Annotated in this window: 16 protein-coding genes; 10 read left to right on the top strand and 6 right to left on the bottom strand. The window is 61.0% G+C overall.

The genetic code is table 11. The features are described from left to right. Window positions 1-141 precede the first annotated feature (141 nt). Together NE358_RS09860 and NE358_RS09855 are read right to left on the bottom strand one after the other, a co-directional pair. Complete coding sequence (locus NE358_RS09860; protein WP_289938057.1) at window positions 142-1,656, bottom strand: tyrosine-protein kinase domain-containing protein; 1,515 nt, start codon at window positions 1,654-1,656, stop codon at window positions 142-144. Between the two features lie 238 nt (window positions 1,657-1,894). Next, complete coding sequence (locus tag NE358_RS09855; RefSeq protein WP_289942608.1) at window positions 1,895-2,491, bottom strand: arsenate reductase/protein-tyrosine-phosphatase family protein; 597 nt, start codon at window positions 2,489-2,491, stop codon at window positions 1,895-1,897. 235 nt (window positions 2,492-2,726) lie between these two features. Between NE358_RS09855 and NE358_RS09850 the strand changes: the two genes are divergently transcribed. The 6 genes from NE358_RS09850 to NE358_RS09825 all read left to right on the top strand — a co-directional run bounded on the left by NE358_RS09850 (window position 2,727) and on the right by NE358_RS09825 (window position 9,041). Then, window positions 2,727-3,377: a CPBP family glutamic-type intramembrane protease gene (locus NE358_RS09850; protein ID WP_353853271.1), complete on the top strand. Its 651-nt coding sequence runs from the start codon at window positions 2,727-2,729 to the stop codon at window positions 3,375-3,377. 420 nt (window positions 3,378-3,797) lie between these two features. Beyond that, on the top strand, window positions 3,798-5,135 hold the full coding sequence (locus NE358_RS09845) for an O-antigen polymerase (RefSeq protein WP_435302724.1): 1,338 nt from the start codon (window positions 3,798-3,800) through the stop codon (window positions 5,133-5,135). Between the two features lie 326 nt (window positions 5,136-5,461). Then, window positions 5,462-6,121, top strand: coding sequence for a hypothetical protein (locus NE358_RS09840; protein ID WP_289938052.1), 660 nt, complete (start codon window positions 5,462-5,464; stop codon window positions 6,119-6,121). A gap of 157 nt (window positions 6,122-6,278) precedes the next feature. Next, window positions 6,279-6,629, top strand: a complete 351-nt coding sequence (locus NE358_RS09835; protein ID WP_289938051.1) for an acyltransferase — start codon at window positions 6,279-6,281, stop codon at window positions 6,627-6,629. Between the two features lie 20 nt (window positions 6,630-6,649). Further along, on the top strand, window positions 6,650-7,846 hold the full coding sequence (locus tag NE358_RS09830) for a hypothetical protein (protein ID WP_289938050.1): 1,197 nt from the start codon (window positions 6,650-6,652) through the stop codon (window positions 7,844-7,846). A 28-nt stretch (window positions 7,847-7,874) separates the two neighbouring features. Beyond that, entirely contained in the window at window positions 7,875-9,041 is a 1,167-nt protein-coding gene (locus NE358_RS09825; RefSeq protein ID WP_289938049.1) for a glycosyltransferase family 4 protein, read from the top strand. A 133-nt stretch (window positions 9,042-9,174) separates the two neighbouring features. On the opposite strand, the gene NE358_RS09820 is transcribed toward NE358_RS09825, so the two are convergent. From NE358_RS09820 to NE358_RS09805, 4 genes are all read right to left on the bottom strand, one after another. Further along, window positions 9,175-10,284 carry a glycosyltransferase family 4 protein gene (locus NE358_RS09820; RefSeq protein ID WP_289938048.1) on the bottom strand — a complete coding sequence of 370 codons (1,110 nt, stop codon included), beginning with the start codon at window positions 10,282-10,284 and terminating at the stop codon, window positions 9,175-9,177. A 159-nt stretch (window positions 10,285-10,443) separates the two neighbouring features. Beyond that, complete coding sequence (locus NE358_RS09815) at window positions 10,444-11,544, bottom strand: glycosyltransferase (RefSeq protein WP_289938046.1); 1,101 nt, start codon at window positions 11,542-11,544, stop codon at window positions 10,444-10,446. Continuing rightward, on the bottom strand, window positions 11,537-12,643 hold the full coding sequence (locus NE358_RS09810; RefSeq protein ID WP_289938044.1) for a glycosyltransferase: 1,107 nt from the start codon (window positions 12,641-12,643) through the stop codon (window positions 11,537-11,539). The genes NE358_RS09815 and NE358_RS09810 overlap by 8 nt, the downstream gene beginning before the upstream one ends. A 14-nt stretch (window positions 12,644-12,657) precedes the next feature. After that, entirely contained in the window at window positions 12,658-13,233 is a 576-nt protein-coding gene (locus NE358_RS09805; RefSeq protein ID WP_289938042.1) for an LbetaH domain-containing protein, read from the bottom strand. A gap of 54 nt (window positions 13,234-13,287) precedes the next feature. On the opposite strand from NE358_RS09805, the gene NE358_RS09800 reads away from it, so the two are divergent. From NE358_RS09800 to NE358_RS09785, 4 genes are read left to right on the top strand one after another with little or no spacing between them, the layout of a single operon-like run. Next, a complete protein-coding gene (locus NE358_RS09800) occupies window positions 13,288-14,556 on the top strand; it encodes a glycosyltransferase (protein WP_353853270.1) in 1,269 nt (422 codons plus the stop codon). 16 nt (window positions 14,557-14,572) lie between these two features. Then, a complete protein-coding gene (gene gmd, locus NE358_RS09795) occupies window positions 14,573-15,622 on the top strand; it encodes a GDP-mannose 4,6-dehydratase (RefSeq protein WP_289938040.1) in 1,050 nt (349 codons plus the stop codon). Then, a complete protein-coding gene (locus tag NE358_RS09790) occupies window positions 15,619-16,602 on the top strand; it encodes a GDP-L-fucose synthase family protein (protein ID WP_289938038.1) in 984 nt (327 codons plus the stop codon). The genes gmd and NE358_RS09790 overlap by 4 nt, the downstream gene beginning before the upstream one ends. Next, the gene (locus tag NE358_RS09785) at window positions 16,603-16,893 is read left to right on the top strand and encodes a Dabb family protein (RefSeq protein ID WP_289938036.1); all 291 of its coding nucleotides are present in this window, start codon (window positions 16,603-16,605) and stop codon (window positions 16,891-16,893) included. Window positions 16,894-16,950 lie beyond the last annotated feature (57 nt).

Genomic DNA, 16,950 nt, shown 5'->3' with positions numbered 1-16,950 from the left:
TGCTCCGAGTGTCCACGTCGAGATGCGCCCTGCAGTTCGCATCGCAGGAGGAAGTGTGTGTGCGCTCATTGCCAACCTGACTTCATCGCGGACCAGGGCGCCTCTCCGGACGCGTTCTCAGGCGGATCGTAAGAGTATTCCTCAGCCCTCGCGCTGCGTTTCCCGTGTGCCACGACGCAGCGAGAAGCCGAGTTCGTCGAGCGTCGCGTCGTCCGGGGCCTCTTCCGCCACGGGCGTCGAGACCTTTCGCTTGGCGAGCTTCCGCTCTGCGCGAGTCAGCTTCTTCGGCGTCTCCGTGTATCCGTACGCGCCGTATCCGTACCCGTATGCGGAGTAGTACGAATCGGGGCCACGGGTGGGGACCATCGACATCACGAACCCGGCGAGCTTGGCCCCCACCGTGCTCAACGCTTCGGTCGCGCCCGTCAATTGGTGTTTGGTCGTCTTGCCGGCGGCAACAATCATGAGTGCGCCACTGGTCACGCGCGCCAAGATGGCGGCGTCGGTGACGGGCAGAAGCGGGGGAGCGTCGCAGAGCACCACGTCGAAGTCTTTCTCCAACATGTTCAGCAGAGTCCCCATCTGCGCTGAACCGAGCAGCTCACTGGGGTTCGGGGGAATCTTTCCCGCCGGTAGAACGTAGAGGCTGCGGCCGCCCCAGGGCAGCATCACTTCGTTGACCTTGGCCCGACCGATCAGAACGTCTGTCAGACCCGCGCCACCCTCGATGCTGAGGTACTCGGCAACCTTGGGCTTGCGCAAATCGGTGTCGAGCAGGGCGACTCGCTTGCCGGCGTCGGCCAGAGCGATCGCCAAGTTGATCGTGGTTGTCGACTTTCCCTCGCTGGGGATGGAGCTGGTCACAACAAAGCTCGCGCGACCTCCCATGTCGAGGAACTGGAGGTTCGTGCGGAGGGCGCGGAACGACTCGGCTCGCGGGCTCAGGGGATCGGCGTGCACGATCAGCGGGCGCTCTTTTGCCTTCGCGTCGTAGGCGATCGCTCCGATTGCTGGTGCAGCGGTGACTTCCTCAGCGTCGCGTGGAGTGCGGATTCGAGTGTCAAGGCGAGTGCGCAACGCAGCCACAGCAATGCCCACGGCAAGTCCGAGGAGCCCCCCGAGAAGAATGTTGAGGGGGGTGTTCGGGCTCGAGGGAGAGAGAGCTGGTTGCGCATCTCTAACCGTGCTCAGACGGACCGGGCTCGATCCGCCTTCGCTGCCGGGCTCAAGTCGAGGGACGACTTCGGCGAGACTCGATGCGACTGCGTTAGCAATCTGTGCGGCTTGTGAGGCATCCGAGTCGGACACCGTGATCGTGATGAGAGTCGAGTTCAATGCGGCCGAAGCCTTGATTTGGCTTGCGAGGCGGTCTGCAGACTCTGCAACACCGAGTTCGGCGATCACAGGATTCAGGACGACTGGAGTCGTGATGAGCCCGACGTACGTATTGATACGCGCCTGCGTGAAGCTGGAGCCCTGCTGCAACTCAGCGGCCGTGCTGCCCGCCTGCGTAGACACAAAAACTGTGCTGGTGGATTCGTAGATAGAGGTTCGACTCAGCGAGTACCCCCCACTAGCTCCGAGCCCGACGACGGTCAGCACCAGGATGATGACCCAATTTTTTCGAAGGGTCCGGATGTAGTCGCTGAGCTCCATGGTGCCTCTCGAGGACGCGCTGACGACCTGCGGGGGCTCAGGTCGAGTAATCTGCGCCAGTCTGCCATACCTGCGTTTCGGTCAGAGTCTGTTCGCGCCGTTGTTCGCCGTGTGCTGCGGGGACAATGCCGCGCAGAGAATGGTTGACTTCGCGCTTCTCGGCGTATTGTCGCGGCTGGATGGATCTCTCTCCCAGACGGTCGCCCGCCGCAGGGTCTGCTTCCGGGCTACGCCTTCGCTAACTTTCAGAAAACGATGCCGCAACCGACCGCACAAACTTCTCAACAGCGAACAGTCCGGGGTCGAGCTCGGACGCCGACCTCTCATACGTAGTCCAAGAGCGTCGAAACGGGTCGACGACATCGTCGTCGGTTGCTGCGGCGGGGCTGCCGACCACTCCACGAAGCGCAGTCAACATTGCGAGCGCAGATTCGAAATCGCTACGGGCCGCATTGTCACGGGACCCAAGAGCGGGTGTCGAGCGGATCTCGGCTTCTGCTGCGCCTGCGGCGAGGCGGGAGAACTCGCGAATAGTCAAGGTGCGACGGAGGGCTGCAGGAAGTAGCTCTACAGCTAGCCGGCGATGGTCCCTTGTCATCGTGAGGATGAGATCAGCTTCGTCCAACATCTCGGGGGTGAGAAGCCGCGCTGAGTGCGTGAGCGGCTTAGACGGATCGACGCCGCGGGCGACCGCCAGCCGAATGGCTTCCTCCGTCATGGGCATTCCCTCGCGAGCGTGAGTGCCAGCGCTTGAGACGCATACAGGGAGGTCAGCGAGCCTCTCTGACAACACAAGCGACGCGACAGGAGACCTGCAAACGTTGCCGGTGCAGATGGCGAGTATTCGAAGCAGAGCTGTCTCCGGTCGTCGAAGCGAACGTATGTGTCGGTGGCGTAACGGATAGATTTACCGTGTGGCCGAACAGCATAGTGACCTTACGCGACAAGCGCGGGCGGCCGCCGATCCCGGTCACGGGCTAGACGGTACCTCGGACAACGTGTCAGGCAGGCGGAGTCGTCGTAGACGCATTGATTGGCGGCAGGGTGGTAGCTCCGTCCGTCGCTGGGACATGAACTTGCTTTCGATCGCACTAGTGTCGGTGGGCGTCGGCGTGTTTTCTGCGGGCGTCGCGGCACGCTTCGTACCCGAGTTGCCCATTGCTTCGAGCGCTGCTCTGTGGGCTGGTCTCGCCATTGCAGTATTCGCCGCGTTCACCAGGGGTAGGCCGGCAGGTCTGCTTCGGTTTCGGTTGACCGACATTCTTTGGGGGGTCGGGCTCGGGCTCATAGCGCGTTTTGCACAGGGCATTCTGGCTGGTGCAAATTCAACAGCGTTTCCAATCTCTCCCGAGCTCCAAAGGGGCGAGATGTGGCTGTGGGCCTGGCAGACCGCGGTGCCCGCGGGATTTGTGGGCCCGGTCCTCGAGGAGTCCTTCTTCCGTGCGGTCGTCCTCGTGTCCGTGTACCAGCTCCTACGGCGGTCCATCGGACCAGTCGCAGGCGCGTGCGCTGCGTTGTTCACGTCTGCGTTCGGGTTCATGGCTTTGCACCTGCTATTCGCCCCCCTCGAGGTCGTTGACAGTGTTTCGCTGCTCGTTCTTGGGACTCTCGCCGGGCTCCTCGTGCTGCTAACGGGCCGACTTTGGGGGGCAGTCATCCTTCACTCGGTGTACAACCTCGCGTATCTGTCACTCGTCGTTTTGAGCGCCATACCTCAATAGATCGCCGCCTGCCGACGTCTCGCTACCGGCCCCGGGCGGTGTCTGCTGGGCCGGTTCGCCGCCTCGACCTCGACGGAGGAGGCCGCACATCAGCAGCTTCGACACGTCGCTCGGCGGTTCGCGGCCGAGAGGGCACTTGAGACACGCTAGTAACGGAGGGGGAGCGGAATGTAACGCCGCAATGACGGCCGTTCGGGCCGTTGCCTGTAGAGTCAACGCCGAGTGCGACGGGAATGAATCCTGGGGGGCAACGATCCGATGACAGCGAAGCTTGCGTTCACGCGAAGTCTCGGCGTAGCTGTCCCTGTTCTCTTGGTCGTCATTTTCTCAGCGTTCATATGCGCGGCGACGGCAGCGGGGAACGCCAGCGAGGTTGCGGCGCTCGTGGGCGCAATCGGGGCTCCTCTTGGGCTCGCGATAGTGGCCTTCCTCGGCAGAAATTTTCATCCACTTTCACTCTACGCCGTATTCACCTACTCCCACATAGCACTTTTCGTCATTCGTCCCGCATATAACGGGATTTTTCAGAATGCCATTGATCCATTCGGCGCGGGCCAACACAATTCGACGCTCATTCTGGCTGCCGTCATCGCCGCGCTGGGCTTTATCACCGTATCATTGCTTTATGGCATGCTCAAGCATCCTGGTCGGCCGAATTTTACTATCTCTCCGCTGTCGAGTGGGGCCTGGCGGACCGCAGCCCCAGGCGTAGTTATCGTAATATTGGCTGGCGTCGCGCTGTACTCGGTTTACGTCCGTCAGCTCGGTGGAATCGATCGACTGTTAGCCGTCAGTAGCGGCAGATCTGTCGAACTTACACAGGCGCTGGCGAGTTCGTCGGGGTACTTCACATCTGGGCTGCTATTTACATTCGGTGCGTCGGTCCTCATTTATTGCCACGGATTGAAGTCCGGACGGAAACGACTCGCGATATTAGGGGTCGCCCTCCTCGCGGTCGGAACTGGGCCCCAATTGCTCGCGGGCAGTCGGTCAGTGTTTCTCCCGCTCGCGGTGACACTTCTCGTTTGTTTTGTGTGGATATTCCCGGGACGGATTAAGCCGGTATATGTTGCCGTCGCCGCACTTCCGGCGTTCCTGCTATTTTTCATTATTCCTAGGTTGCTCCGACAGATGCCTACGGACGCGCCAGGATCGGGATTTTTCTCGCAACTCGCGCCCGATCAGGTTCTCGATGGATTTTTCGGCGGGCTTGATACTGCAATGATTGACGCCTTCGCACACCAGGTTGCCGAACAGGGCAGTGGGCAGTTGCCGCTTGCGAATGGTTCTACGTACGTGGGTGCTCTGGGGGCAGCGATCCCCCGTGCATGGTGGACGGACAAGCCGCAGACCGTTGACACGTTGCTCAATCAAGCCCTTTTCCCCGACACTGCCTCACGGAGCATTGGTTTCTCGTTCGGCGTCTATAGTGAGCCCTACCTGAATTTTGGCTTCTTCGGCGTGGTCCTCTTTTGTGCGTTCCTGGGAGTTGCTTTCGCAATAGTGGACAACCTCATGATGAACAATCTCAGCGTATTCGGATTGTCTTTGTGCGCACTGGTCGTGGGCTCTCTCTTCCCGATTGTGCGGGGTAGCCTGACCTTTGACTCCCAGCGGTTGCTGATCCCCGCCATTCCCATCATCTTGATATACATTGGGGTGCAAGTGTTTTACACAGGCCAAAAAGAACGCCAACTACGAAATATCGACTCGCGCGCTTCCGGCACGGCGCAGTCCTTGCGCTACTCTGCCCGCTGACCCGGGGCGCACGTATGCCTAAGATTGCCATTCCGTACGTCCCGATGCCCCCTACGCAGAATCCGAACACTAAAAGTCGGAGTCTCGATACATATTTGGTCTCCTCCGTCGTCACTATGGCATCGATTCGTCGATGGAATCCAGACGTACAGTTGCTCTTCGTTACTACTGAGGGGCCGCACGAACCGTGGCGGTCACTTCTAGAGAAATTTGGTGTCGAGATACAGCACGCCCCGTTTGCTCACCTTCCTCCCCCCGGATTCGCGAAGACCTTCCTTGGGTCGCTATATCTTCTCGACGTACTCGCGAGTATCGATGCTGACTACTTGGCGATCGTCGATCCTGACGTTTTCTGCGTGGGAGCACTCGACGATGTTCTAAGCCCGCCCGGTGCTATTCAGGCCTTGCCCGTGCCTTCTCCCAGGGGCACGAAGATTAACGGGCTCTCGCCGCGTGAGGCAGACGAGATCCATCTCGGATTGGGAGAGCCGCGTGAAGTTGATTTTCACTACGGCGGAGAGTTCTACGGAATACCCCAATCATCGAAGGATCATATTATGGACCGGGTGGATCAAGCGTGGTTGTATTCGCTTGATCTCTGGAAGCGGGGGCGTCCGCACTTCACGACGGAAGAGCACATCCTAAACTTTGCCTTGGCAGATGCGCCGGTAACGCCGGCAGACACCTTTGTTCGGAGAATATGGACTGCACACAGCTTCCGTACCGTATCCGGTGACGAACACGATCTCCTGCTCTGGCACCTGCCGGCTGAGAAAGATCGAGGGTTCCGGCGTTTGTATCCTTCCGTAGTCGATGTCGACTCATGGTTCTGGCGGTCAGACCATGCAGACTTCGTGCGACGATCCGGGCGGGCTTTTGGGTTGCATAGTCGCGGACCATTTCGCATGGCGCTCGATATAGCCGGTTCCGCCGCGCGTGCCATCAATGACGCGGGAGGTAGATCGAGTGATAGAAAAAAGGCGTAGTGCACGACGCTGGCTGCGGCGGGATCTTTTGACCTGGGTTGCGTCGCTGCCGCCGGTTCCTCATCGTCTACGTGGCCGGATTCTTCGAGCAGCAGGGATAGATGTCGCGCGAACTGCGAACCTTCGGGCGGGCGTGCGAATAGTTGGGAGAGCGCGCGTGACGCTTGGCGAGGGCTCGTTTCTGAACGAGAGTGTTTATCTAGACGCCTCTGATGTGATCGTGGTTGAAGAGCTGGCGCAAATTGGCGACCATGTGCGTTTCATCACCTCGACACACGATATCTCTCCGGACGGCGCTCGTATCGCGGGCGCGAGCAGGACATCGCCGATTCGCGTTGGTTCTGGCGCCTGGATCGGTTCTGGCGCCACAGTTCTCCCCGGTGTGAACGTGGGAAGCCACGCGATTCTCGGGGCGGGAGCCGTGGCCGTGCGGGACCTCGAGCCATACGGCGTCTACGTCGGTGTGCCCGCTCGTCTCGCACGGATGATGAAGCCGACGAGCACGTAGTGAAATTCTCGAGAAGCGCCGTGCTGGCTGTCGATACCGGGATCGTAGCGGCTACTAATGCGCTGGTCCTCATCGTGTCCGCGCGACTGTTCGAGGCGGATGATCTGACGGCGATCACGATGGCGCAACTGCTGGTCGTGACAATCGTGGGCTTACAGAGAGCCACGTTTCTAACTCCCGCATTTGCGTCTCAGCGCGGTACGGGTCGTACGGTGCTGCCGTTGACGTGGTTGGTGTGGATAACCTTCCCGGCGGCTCTTGTTTGGTCACTGGTGGTGCCGGTGATGATGCCCAGCGGGGGCTTGGCATACGTTCAACTCTTTTTGGTGAGCGCTGGTGTGTCCTATGCGGCGTTGGCGCAGGACTTGCTGCGCTTCGCATTGTTCACCCGGTTGCGGCCCACTTTCGCACTAGTTTCGGATGGTTCTTTTCTTCTTTTTTTCTGTGCCCTTAGTGTCGCGATTCACATGGCTGGTCTCCTCACTTGGACGACGTTGTTCCTCGCATGGGGTCTGTCGGCCGCAGGCGCCTCCTGTATTGCTCTTCTTCTTGTGCTCACCTCGGCTCGACGCGGAGGTGACGTCGCCAATGTGCGGATTCGGGACGTAATGCCCCTCGGTAAATGGTCCGGTTCTGATGCGGCGCTCTCAGGTGCGGCAAATCTGTTGCCAATGGCCGTTTCGACCCTGGCGCTGGGTTCTCCCGTTGCGGCTATTTACCGGATTCTGCAAACCGCAAACGGACCGTTCAATATCCTGTCCACGACGTTTATAACATCTGTGGGAATGGATGCCTGGAAACTGGATGATCTTGAGGAGGTGAAAGCGCTACGGAGAAGAGTCATTCGCCAAACGTTTATTCTAACCGCCTTAGCTGCTGTCTTCTATGCGTTGGCCTATCCTCTGATCATCTTCATTGCTGGCATCCCTTCCTCTGACACTATCCGCGTGGCAATAATTCTCGGCGTCTCCGGTGTTCTGGGTGCGGCGACCATTCCGGTGAACGCTGCGGCGACCGCGATGGGATATCAGCGAGTAGGATTTTTAGTTCGTGTTATTGTGGTGCTTTCGGCGCTAGGTATAAGTCTGTTAGCGCTCTCGGGGGCGTGGATCCCTTGGAGTGACCCCGTCGGGATCGTAGCAATTATTTCCAGTTTCTCTACTCTCGCTGGGTGGGCCATAGGCTATGAACGTGGCTATCGCAAGGAGTTAATGTGATTATGCTTCCAGTTTCAGGATTCATTCGATGAAGTACATCGTGGGCTTCAATCGAGACAGGGATAGCTATCAGGTTCCCGCTGCCCTGGCGGAAATAGGTGCGTTGAGTCGATTAGTGACTGATTACTACGACGGAGCTTCTGCTCTGCGAATTCGTCGCCTCTCGCACCGATCTTCGCCGTATATCGACAGAAGTCTGGCGCGTAACGTGCCTGTCGCTCTTGGTGTGCAGATTCTTCACGAGAACGCCAAAAGATTTGGGTGGTCCAGAGAGTTTCCCTCGCGGCGAATAGACTCGAGTATCGCTTCTGCGATAGCGGACGAGTCCAGACGGCGTCCAGGTGACGGCCTCCTCGTGTACTCGAATTACGCCTGGATGGCCTTCCAGCAAGCAGTGACGACGAGAAAGTTGTTGTTTCAGTACCATCCTGGTAACCAGATCATCAAGGAGGCGATGTCTTCAGACGAACTCGGAAACTTTCGTCAATGGCAGCACGAGGTCGAGGAAGTTGACCCGTATCGTACCGAGGTTGAACGGATTGAGCTTGAGCTCGCGACCGGTGTAATCTGCGCGTCGAACTTCACAGCACGTGGCTTGTTATTGTCGGGCGTTGCTCCTGAGCTGGTCAGCGTAGTTCCATACGGATGTCCCGTCCCACCCCCGATCGTGGCGAGCGATCGGGAACGGGTGCTTCTCTTTGTGGGACAGGGGGTGCAGAGGAAGGGCCTTCACCTGCTGTTGGAGGCATGGCGTCGTATTCGTCCTAACGGCTGGACGCTGCGGGTAGTCGCGTCTCGGCTTGACCCTGCGATGCGCGATCTTCTCGACAAGACTCCAAGTGTTGTTGCATCGGGTGCCGTTTCGAGCGGCGAGCTGACGCGTCTTTACGCAACATCGTCGGCGCTTGTCTTGCCGAGCCTCGTGGAGGGATTTGGGCTGGTGCTCGGGGAGGCATTGGCAAATGGATGCACCCTGATTGCCTCCACAAACACTGGATTAACCGATTATGAGCTAGAACCTCCGGTCGCTTACGTAGTAGCGCCGGGTCGCGTCGATCCCCTGTCCGCAGCGATTGAAGCGCATATGGCTGCTTTTGAGGCAGGGATAGTAGATCCCCGAGAGAACAGTAGCCACGCCCGAAAGAGGTCTTGGGCCGTCTTTCGATCAAAAGTGAGGGATGTGATGCAACTCTGACTTGATCGTCTGTACGAACTCGCGTCTGAAACACCGGCGTGACGCGCCCGCCGGACGTTCCGAAGCTGAGTTTACGATGCGGTGAATCGGAGTCCGTGATGGCAAGTGCCGGATTGGATAACGGCCACGAGTATCACGATCGCGTCAGCGCTTGAGCAAACACTTCGGCGAATCGGTCTGCCGTGCAAGAAAGAATTGCGGGGTTTTGCACGGGACCAGCCCAGGCTGCGCGGCTCGTGGCCATTGCTTTCCCAATCGCTGCACGTTTCGGATCGCAGAGGAAGACTCCACTCATGTCCGCCACCGACGGCGCGACGCCCGCGTTGCGTGAAACAACGGTGTGTAAGCCCGCGGCAAGCGCCTCATTTACGACAAGTCCCCACACTTCGGTGATCGAGGGGAGGACCAGCGTGTCGTGCACGGAGAGCAACGCCGGGATGTCTTTGTAGGAGACGGTGGGGATGAGCTCGACGACCGCTGAGAGACCGAGTCGGCCAATCTCGGCGATGACATGCGCGGTCAGTTCTCCCTGCCCGACGATCGTGAGTCGATCGGCCTCGTCGCGACAGTCGGCGAACGCGCGGACAAGCGTGAGGGGGTCCTTGCGTGGGACGAGTTGCCCAATGAACACGAACCGGTGCCCCGGACCCGCAAAAGGAGAGCGAGCCGATTCTCGAGCAACCCAATCGCCGTCTACGGGGTTGAATCCGACGTAAATCTTGCGCTCGTCTACACCCATCGCCGCGACGGCGTCGGCGGCCGCTTCCCCGGGCACCACGACGGCATCGAGATGCCGGAAGTACCACTTACGGGCTGCGGCAATAGGTCCGTCGGCGTGTCCTTGGCTCGCGAGCGTCGATTCGTAGAATCCGACGCTACGAGCCTGGTGTCGCGCGGTCTTGATCTGAGCAAGGGCCTGCCAGTACGCCGGCGATTCCCAACCGCCGAGCACCACGCCATCGACGTTGCGTCGTAGGGGCTGACGCAGGGCAAGGTAATAGTTCTCCTCACCGCACTGCACGCGCTTGGTGGGTACGAACGCGGTGTCGTTGCGTCGCAGACCAATCTCGTACCAGTCTTCCGGGCGATTGCCGGGTTTGCTATGAAACTGCTTACTACTTTCGAGGAGCCGGATCTGGAAATCAAACCTATCGCTCAGATTGTCCCAGATGGGGCGGCGGTAGGGCGCCGCTCGGCCTGTGAGCCAATCGACTTTCTGCATCAGTGTCACTTTCTTCCGCATTCGCGCACGGTACATGATACGTCATACGTTAGGGGTTCGACGGGCAAATTGGCGGGTCAGACCCTCTCATTCGCAACAACTGTCGCACCGCGAACTGCTTGGCGCGGCAGCCGTCTGCGCCTGCCTCATGTCGAGAAGGTGCGCCTCGGGACAACGCGCTTAGGAGGTTAGCAGTTCGAGGATGCCGTTTCGGAATTTGGCCACCATGGCCTCGATGCGCGGAGGTTCGGGCCACTCGAACTGCAATGTGCTTCTTGTGCGTATGGCAGCAATTTCCAATGCGTCAGCGAAGTCAGTGGCGTTGTCCGGAGTCATAAAGAGGCTCTCGTTCACGCGCAGATACTCGATTTCGGGCGCATGCCAGGGCCATTGGGTTGTGACGATGGGGCGCTGGGCCGTCAAGGCATCGACGGCGATCAGGCCCACCCGGCCTGGGTTGGCGATTGCCTCTGAGCCCTTCAGAATCACTGCTTTCGTGCCTACATCGGCGTAGCCGACGAGAGTGGCTTGCCCACGCGCGGCCGCAGCCCGGAGCAGATGCTCCTGCTCGCCGTGGCCTGCGACGACGATGTGAACGTCGCTTCCGCGCCTGTGCAGTACGTCGAGGGACTCGGCGAGTACGTCGACTCTCTTGCTTCGGTCTAGACCGCCCACGTAGGACACGTAGGGAGTGTCGGGGATGTGATGTAGCTTGCGAAACGCCTCGATATCGGCCGTCGTCGTACGCGCAAGAGATGCCTCGAGGCTCGCCGTGTCGATCGTATTCATCACGGTCGTGATGCGCTCTGCGGGGACTCCTTGTCCTCGAGCGAAGGCTGCACCGCCGGGCATGTAGGCAAAGACGTGCTGGGCACGACGAAGTTGCCAGCGTTCGATAGCGCCGTCGATCGGGTTGAGCGGCGAGGTGTAAGAGGCGATATGCCCCCACACGCCCACCGGGCGCGAATATCGTCCGATTGATGCCATGAGAGCATCGAGCGACGAGCCCTGGTGAGGGACGACGACAGCGTCCGAACCTTTCCACAAGTGGGACGTGCGTGTCAGGACGAGCTGACGGGAGCCGATGGAGAGCGCGCGCGGAGGAACTTGCTCTAGCCACGAGGCGCGCGACGAATCTCCTCGTTGCGCCTGCTCCTTCGAGGCTTCTCCGGCTATAACGCGCAGGCGCACATCCTGTTCTTCCAGAGCCGCGAACAGGCCATCGAAGAAGGGCAAGCGATACCGAGGGAGATACGGCTGCACGATGACGACCTCAGTCACGGCGCGTCCCCATCGCGTAGGCATATTCGTCCTGAAGCTCGCGTGCAACGCTCCTGATGTCCAGTTCGTCTCGCAGATAGGTAGCGGCCCCACGACGCAATGACTCGGCGACGTCCTGGTCGGTGCGTACTTGCAGCACGGCAGCAGCAAGCGCCTCGACAGTTCCATTCGTGACGAGAGCGGCGCCGAATCTCTCACAGTCGGGAGCGATGCCCAGTGAGGAGGTCGTGACGACCGGAGTACCAGCCACGAAAGATTCGAGAACGGTCATCGGAAAAACTTCGTTGATGGCGGGAAGCACGTAGACCCGCGCAGATGCCATGGCGGACGCCGTTTCGTCGGGGGGCAGTGCGCCCACCCACTTCAGACGGTTACCCAACTTGCTGGCTGAGATGGCTCGGGTCACAGCAGCTCCTTCGCCCTCGTCGGGTCCGACGAGCAGGAAGCTCGTGTCCGGGAGATCCTCCGCAAGGCGCTCCGCCATCTCGACGAAAGCGAGAGGACGTTTCCGCTCGTGCAGTCGCGCGAGGAACAGCACCGTGTCGCTCCGCTCGTCTAGCGGAGTCATCTCGCGCAACTCCACCCCGTTACGTATCGCTCTCAGCCGACCCGGAGTCGCCACCTCGGCGAGATCGATCTTTTCCTCGGGCGTCAACAACAACCAACTCGCGGCACCCGTGAGGGCTCGGCGAGTTGCGAGACGGTCGAGCAGCGAGGCGAGCCTTTTGCGGGAGCGATCGATCATGCCGTGCGTCTGCGTGACGTACGGCACACCTGCCTTGCGAAGGGTGAGGGCCGCGGGAAGAGTCGCCAGGTCCCGGGCTAAGTGCACGTGGGCGACGTCGAGTTCGCTCGCTTGCGCGCGCACAGCGGCACTCAGGCCACGCGGATTCAGGGTCGCGAAGCCGCCGAAGGGCGCGACTTTATGGACAGGGAACGTCCGAACGCGGAAGCCGTCGCGTTGGACATCTCCCGCCTCATCCCGGGGAGACCCTGCGAAGACGGTGACTTCGTGGCCGAGCTCGGCAAGTGCTTTGGCCTGCCCGAAGGCCACTCGCGTCGGCCCCCCAAAGGCTCCGTCGGCCGACGAGTAGGTCACGACATGCGCGATTCTCACGCGGGGAACCGTGCATCTACTCCGCGCGGCTCGACGAACGCCATCGGGTTACCGCCCCACACTTCGCCGGGGGGTACTGCACGCGCATCGACCACGCTAAGAGGACGGATGAGGGCGCTACGACCGATGTGGGCTCCTCCCAGCACAATGCACCGCGAGGTGACCCAAGCCCCGGCTTCGATATGGATGGGGCGGGTTATGAGGGCCATGTCGCGACGGTGGGCATGGCTCCCGGTGGTCAGAAAGGTTTCCTGCGAGATCACCACGTCGTGACCCACATGAATATGGTCCTGGTTGTGGAACCACACACCTTCGCCGACCCATGATCGGTCACCGACGTGCAGCTTCCACGGGAATTTCACTCGGGTGCGCGGGCGGAAGACGACACCGCGGCCGATTTCTGCGCCGAAGGCGCGCAGAACACGGATGCGGAGACCAGAACTGATCTGCCAAGCATTTGTGACGAAGAGCAGCTCGCAAGCGCCCCACAGATAGATCTTCCAACGCGGCTGATCCCACGCGGCTCTCTCGCCCGGGGCTTTCGAGAGGTCGATCACGGGAATGTCGCCCACGGCGTCCCTTTCGTTTCACTGCTCCGTCATGGTGACCGCTGTAGGGTTCGGAATGTGCAACCTCTGCGAACCCTCGTGTTCGGGCTGAACTTTCCCCCGGAGGCTACGGGAATCTCCCCTTACACGGGAGGTCTTGCCTCCGGCCTTGCGGAACGTGGCCATCATGTGCGCTCCGTGGTCGCCCACCCCCATTATCCGGCCTGGAAGATCTCCCAGGGTTACGGACAATGGAGCCGACGAGAAAATCACGGCGGAGTAGCTGTGGAACGTCTGCGTCACTACGTCCCGAGGAAGCCATCCCCCCTTCCTCGCGCCCTCTCCGAGGTGACATTCGGCCTTCGCCAGATGCTGATTCGGTGGGGTCGTCCCACGTCGATCATTGCGGTTTCGCCCGCGTTGTTGTCGTCAGCGCTCGTGCGTTTGCGAGCGCTGGCCACCCATCGGCGGACGCCCTTCGTCGTCTGGGTGCAAGACCTCTACGGCCTCGGCGTGCTCGAGACGGGGCAGGGGAGCGGCCTCGCGGCGCGAGCCATTCTCGCTGTGGAGAGATGGCTTCTGAAATCTGCGACGACTGTCGTGGTAATTCATGACCGATTTGCCGACCGTGTCCATGAGGACTTCGGTGTTCCTCGCGAGCGCATCGCCGTAGTTCGTAATTGGTCGCATCTTCCTCCGCTCCCACCGGTGGATGCGGCCGCCGTTCGGCGAGCGTACGGATGGGCGAGCGACGAGGTCATCGTGGTGCATGCCGGCAATATGGGCGTCAAACAGGGGCTTCGACATGTTGTGGAAGCCGGACGCCTTGCGAAGGTGCGCGGAGAGCGTGTGCGATTCATTCTCGTAGGCGACGGATCTCAGAGAGAAGAACTCCTGGAGCAGATCCAGGACTCTCCAACGACGACGGAACTGATGGCACCGCTTGACGATCGCTCCTTCGGCGACGTCTTGCAAGCAGCTGACATCCTTCTCGTGAACGAGCTGCCCGGCGTTGCCGAGATGGCAGTGCCCAGCAAGCTGACCTCCTACTTCGCATCCGGACGCCCCGTTCTGGCCGCCACGGATGCCGCCGGAATCACCGCGCAGGAGATAGCGATGGCCGAGGCAGGAACGACGGTCCCCGCGGGCGATGCCGAGGCGATCCTGGACGGAGCGAAGCGTCTTGCCTCGAGCGGCGAGGAGTCCGCTCGGCTCGGGGCGAACGGGAGACGTTACAAGGAGCACCTTCTGGGCGAAACATTCGCGATCAACCAATTCGATAGTCTTCTCGCGGATCTCACCGCCGCCGCTGCCAAGAAGCATTCCGCTCATCCCAGATCCTCCTGAAGATTGGTTCAAAAACGTGACCAAGCGTGCTTTCATCACTGGTATCACGGGCCAGGACGGGTCCTATCTCGCCGAATTGCTCCTGTCCAAGGGGTACGAGGTTCACGGCCTCATCCGCCGGGCGTCGACCTTCAACACGCACCGGATCGACCATCTCTACGTCGACTCACATGACCCGAGTGCGAAGCTTTTCCTCCACTACGGCGACCTGTCTGACGGCGCGCGCCTGGTGACGCTCATGTCGGAGATCAACCCCGACGAGGTCTACAACCTCGCGGCCCAGTCGCACGTGCGAGTCTCGTTCGACGAGCCCGAGCACACCGCGGACACCACCGGCACGGGAACCATCCGCCTCCTTGAAGCCGTGCGTCTGTCCGGCATCCAGACGAAGTTCTACCAGGCGTCCACCTCAGAGTTGTACGGCGCGACGCCGCCGCCGCAGAACGAGGAGACTCCGTTCTACCCGCGGTCGCCGTACGCGGCGGCCAAGCTGTACAGCTACTGGATCACCAAGAACTACCGCGAGGCGTACGACATGTACGCGGTCAACGGAATCCTGTTCAATCACGAGTCTCCCCGCCGCGGCGAGACCTTCGTCACGCGTAAGATCACGCGTGCAGTCGCCCGCATCAAAGCCGGCGTGCAGAAGGACCTGTACCTGGGCAACCTCGACTCCATCCGCGACTGGGGATACGCCGCAGAGTACGTCGAAGGCATGTGGCGCATGCTTCAGGCGGACACGCCCGAAGACTTCGTGCTGGCCACCGGCGTGGGGTACACGATCCGCGACTTCCTTGAGGTCTCGTTCGGCCACGTCGGTCTCGACTGGGCTGAGTTCGTCAAGTTCGATGAGCGTTACCTACGTCCGACCGAGGTTGACGCGCTCATCGGCGACCCGACGAAGGCAGCTGACAAGCTCGGCTGGGTGCCCTCGGTGCACGGTGACGAACTGGCGAAGCTCATGGTCGATGCGGACGTCACTCTTCTCGAGCGGGGTTCCGAGTGGATCGATACGGTGTCGCTTCCGACCTGGAGCAACCGCGACATGCTCGGAGCGCGGGCATGAGCACTGCCGTCGACGGGGTGCAGTACACCCCGGGGGAGCTCGACCGTGATGCGACGTTCTACGTCGCCGGTCATCGCGGGCTCGTCGGGTCGGCCATCGTGCGCAAGCTCGAGGCATCCGGGTTCGAGAACGTCGTGGGGAAGCCCTCCGCCGAGCTCGACCTGAAGGACCGCGACGCCGTTTTCGCCTACATGGGGGAGACCAAACCGAAGTACGTCGTGCTGGCTGCGGCGAAGGTGGGCGGCATCCTGGCGAACTCCACATACCCCGTGGACTTCCTGAGCGACAACATGCGCATTCAGGTCAACGTCCTCGATGCGGCCCTCTCGAACGACGTGGAGAGGGTGCTGTTCCTGGGCTCATCCTGCATCTACCCCAAGTTTGCTGAGCAGCCCATACGCGAGGACTCGCTGCTGACGGGACACCTCGAGCCCACGAACGATGCGTATGCGATCGCGAAGATCGCGGGCATCTTGCAGACCCAGGCCGTGCGCCGCCAGTACGGCCTACCGTGGATCAGCGCCATGCCGACGAATCTCTACGGCCCCAACGACAACTTCTCGCCGAAGGGGTCGCATGTGCTGCCGGCGCTCATTCGTCGCTACGACGAGGCCGCGCACTCCGGCGCCGCGAGCGTCACGAACTGGGGGACCGGCACACCGCGTCGCGAGTTCCTGCACGCCGATGACATGGCCGATGCCTGCCTGCATCTGATGGAGCACTACGACGGGCCGGACCAGGTCAATGTCGGTACTGGCAGCGACGTGACGATTCGCGAGATCGCCGAGACGATCGCTCGTGTCACGGGCTTCACCGGTGAAACCGAGTGGGACACCACGAAGCCTGACGGAACCCCGCAGAAGCTCCTGGACGTGTCGAAGCTTGCCGATGCAGGCTGGACGGCATCCATCTCGCTCGAAGAGGGCATGGAGCGCACGGTCGCCTGGTACCGCGACCACGTCGACACCATTCGCGAGTAGGTGTTCCGACACATCGTCTTATTCCGGGTCCGTGATGACGTCACGGACCCCGACGTGTCTGCGGCCATAGACGAGCTTCGCGCAGCCGGAAATGCACCGGAGGTCACGGCGTGGACTGTCGTCCCGTCGCTCGATACACGCAAGGGGCGGATCATCGTCCAGGACGGGACCTTTGGGGACCGGTGCGCATTCGAGACGTGGCGCGCGGGGGAGACGCACAGGCAGGTTGCCCGGCGTATGGCTGGGATGGCTGACTGGTGGGTGGGGGATTGGTCGACGGATGTCCCGTGAATGGGGCGGTCAGCGGCGTCGTTCGATCCACGCAACACAGTGGTTCATCTTTGCCGC

Source organism: Sphingomonas sp. G5 (assembly GCF_052660795.1).
Note: the sequence above shows the minus strand (reverse complement) of the source record. Positions and strands in the feature narration are given on the sequence as shown.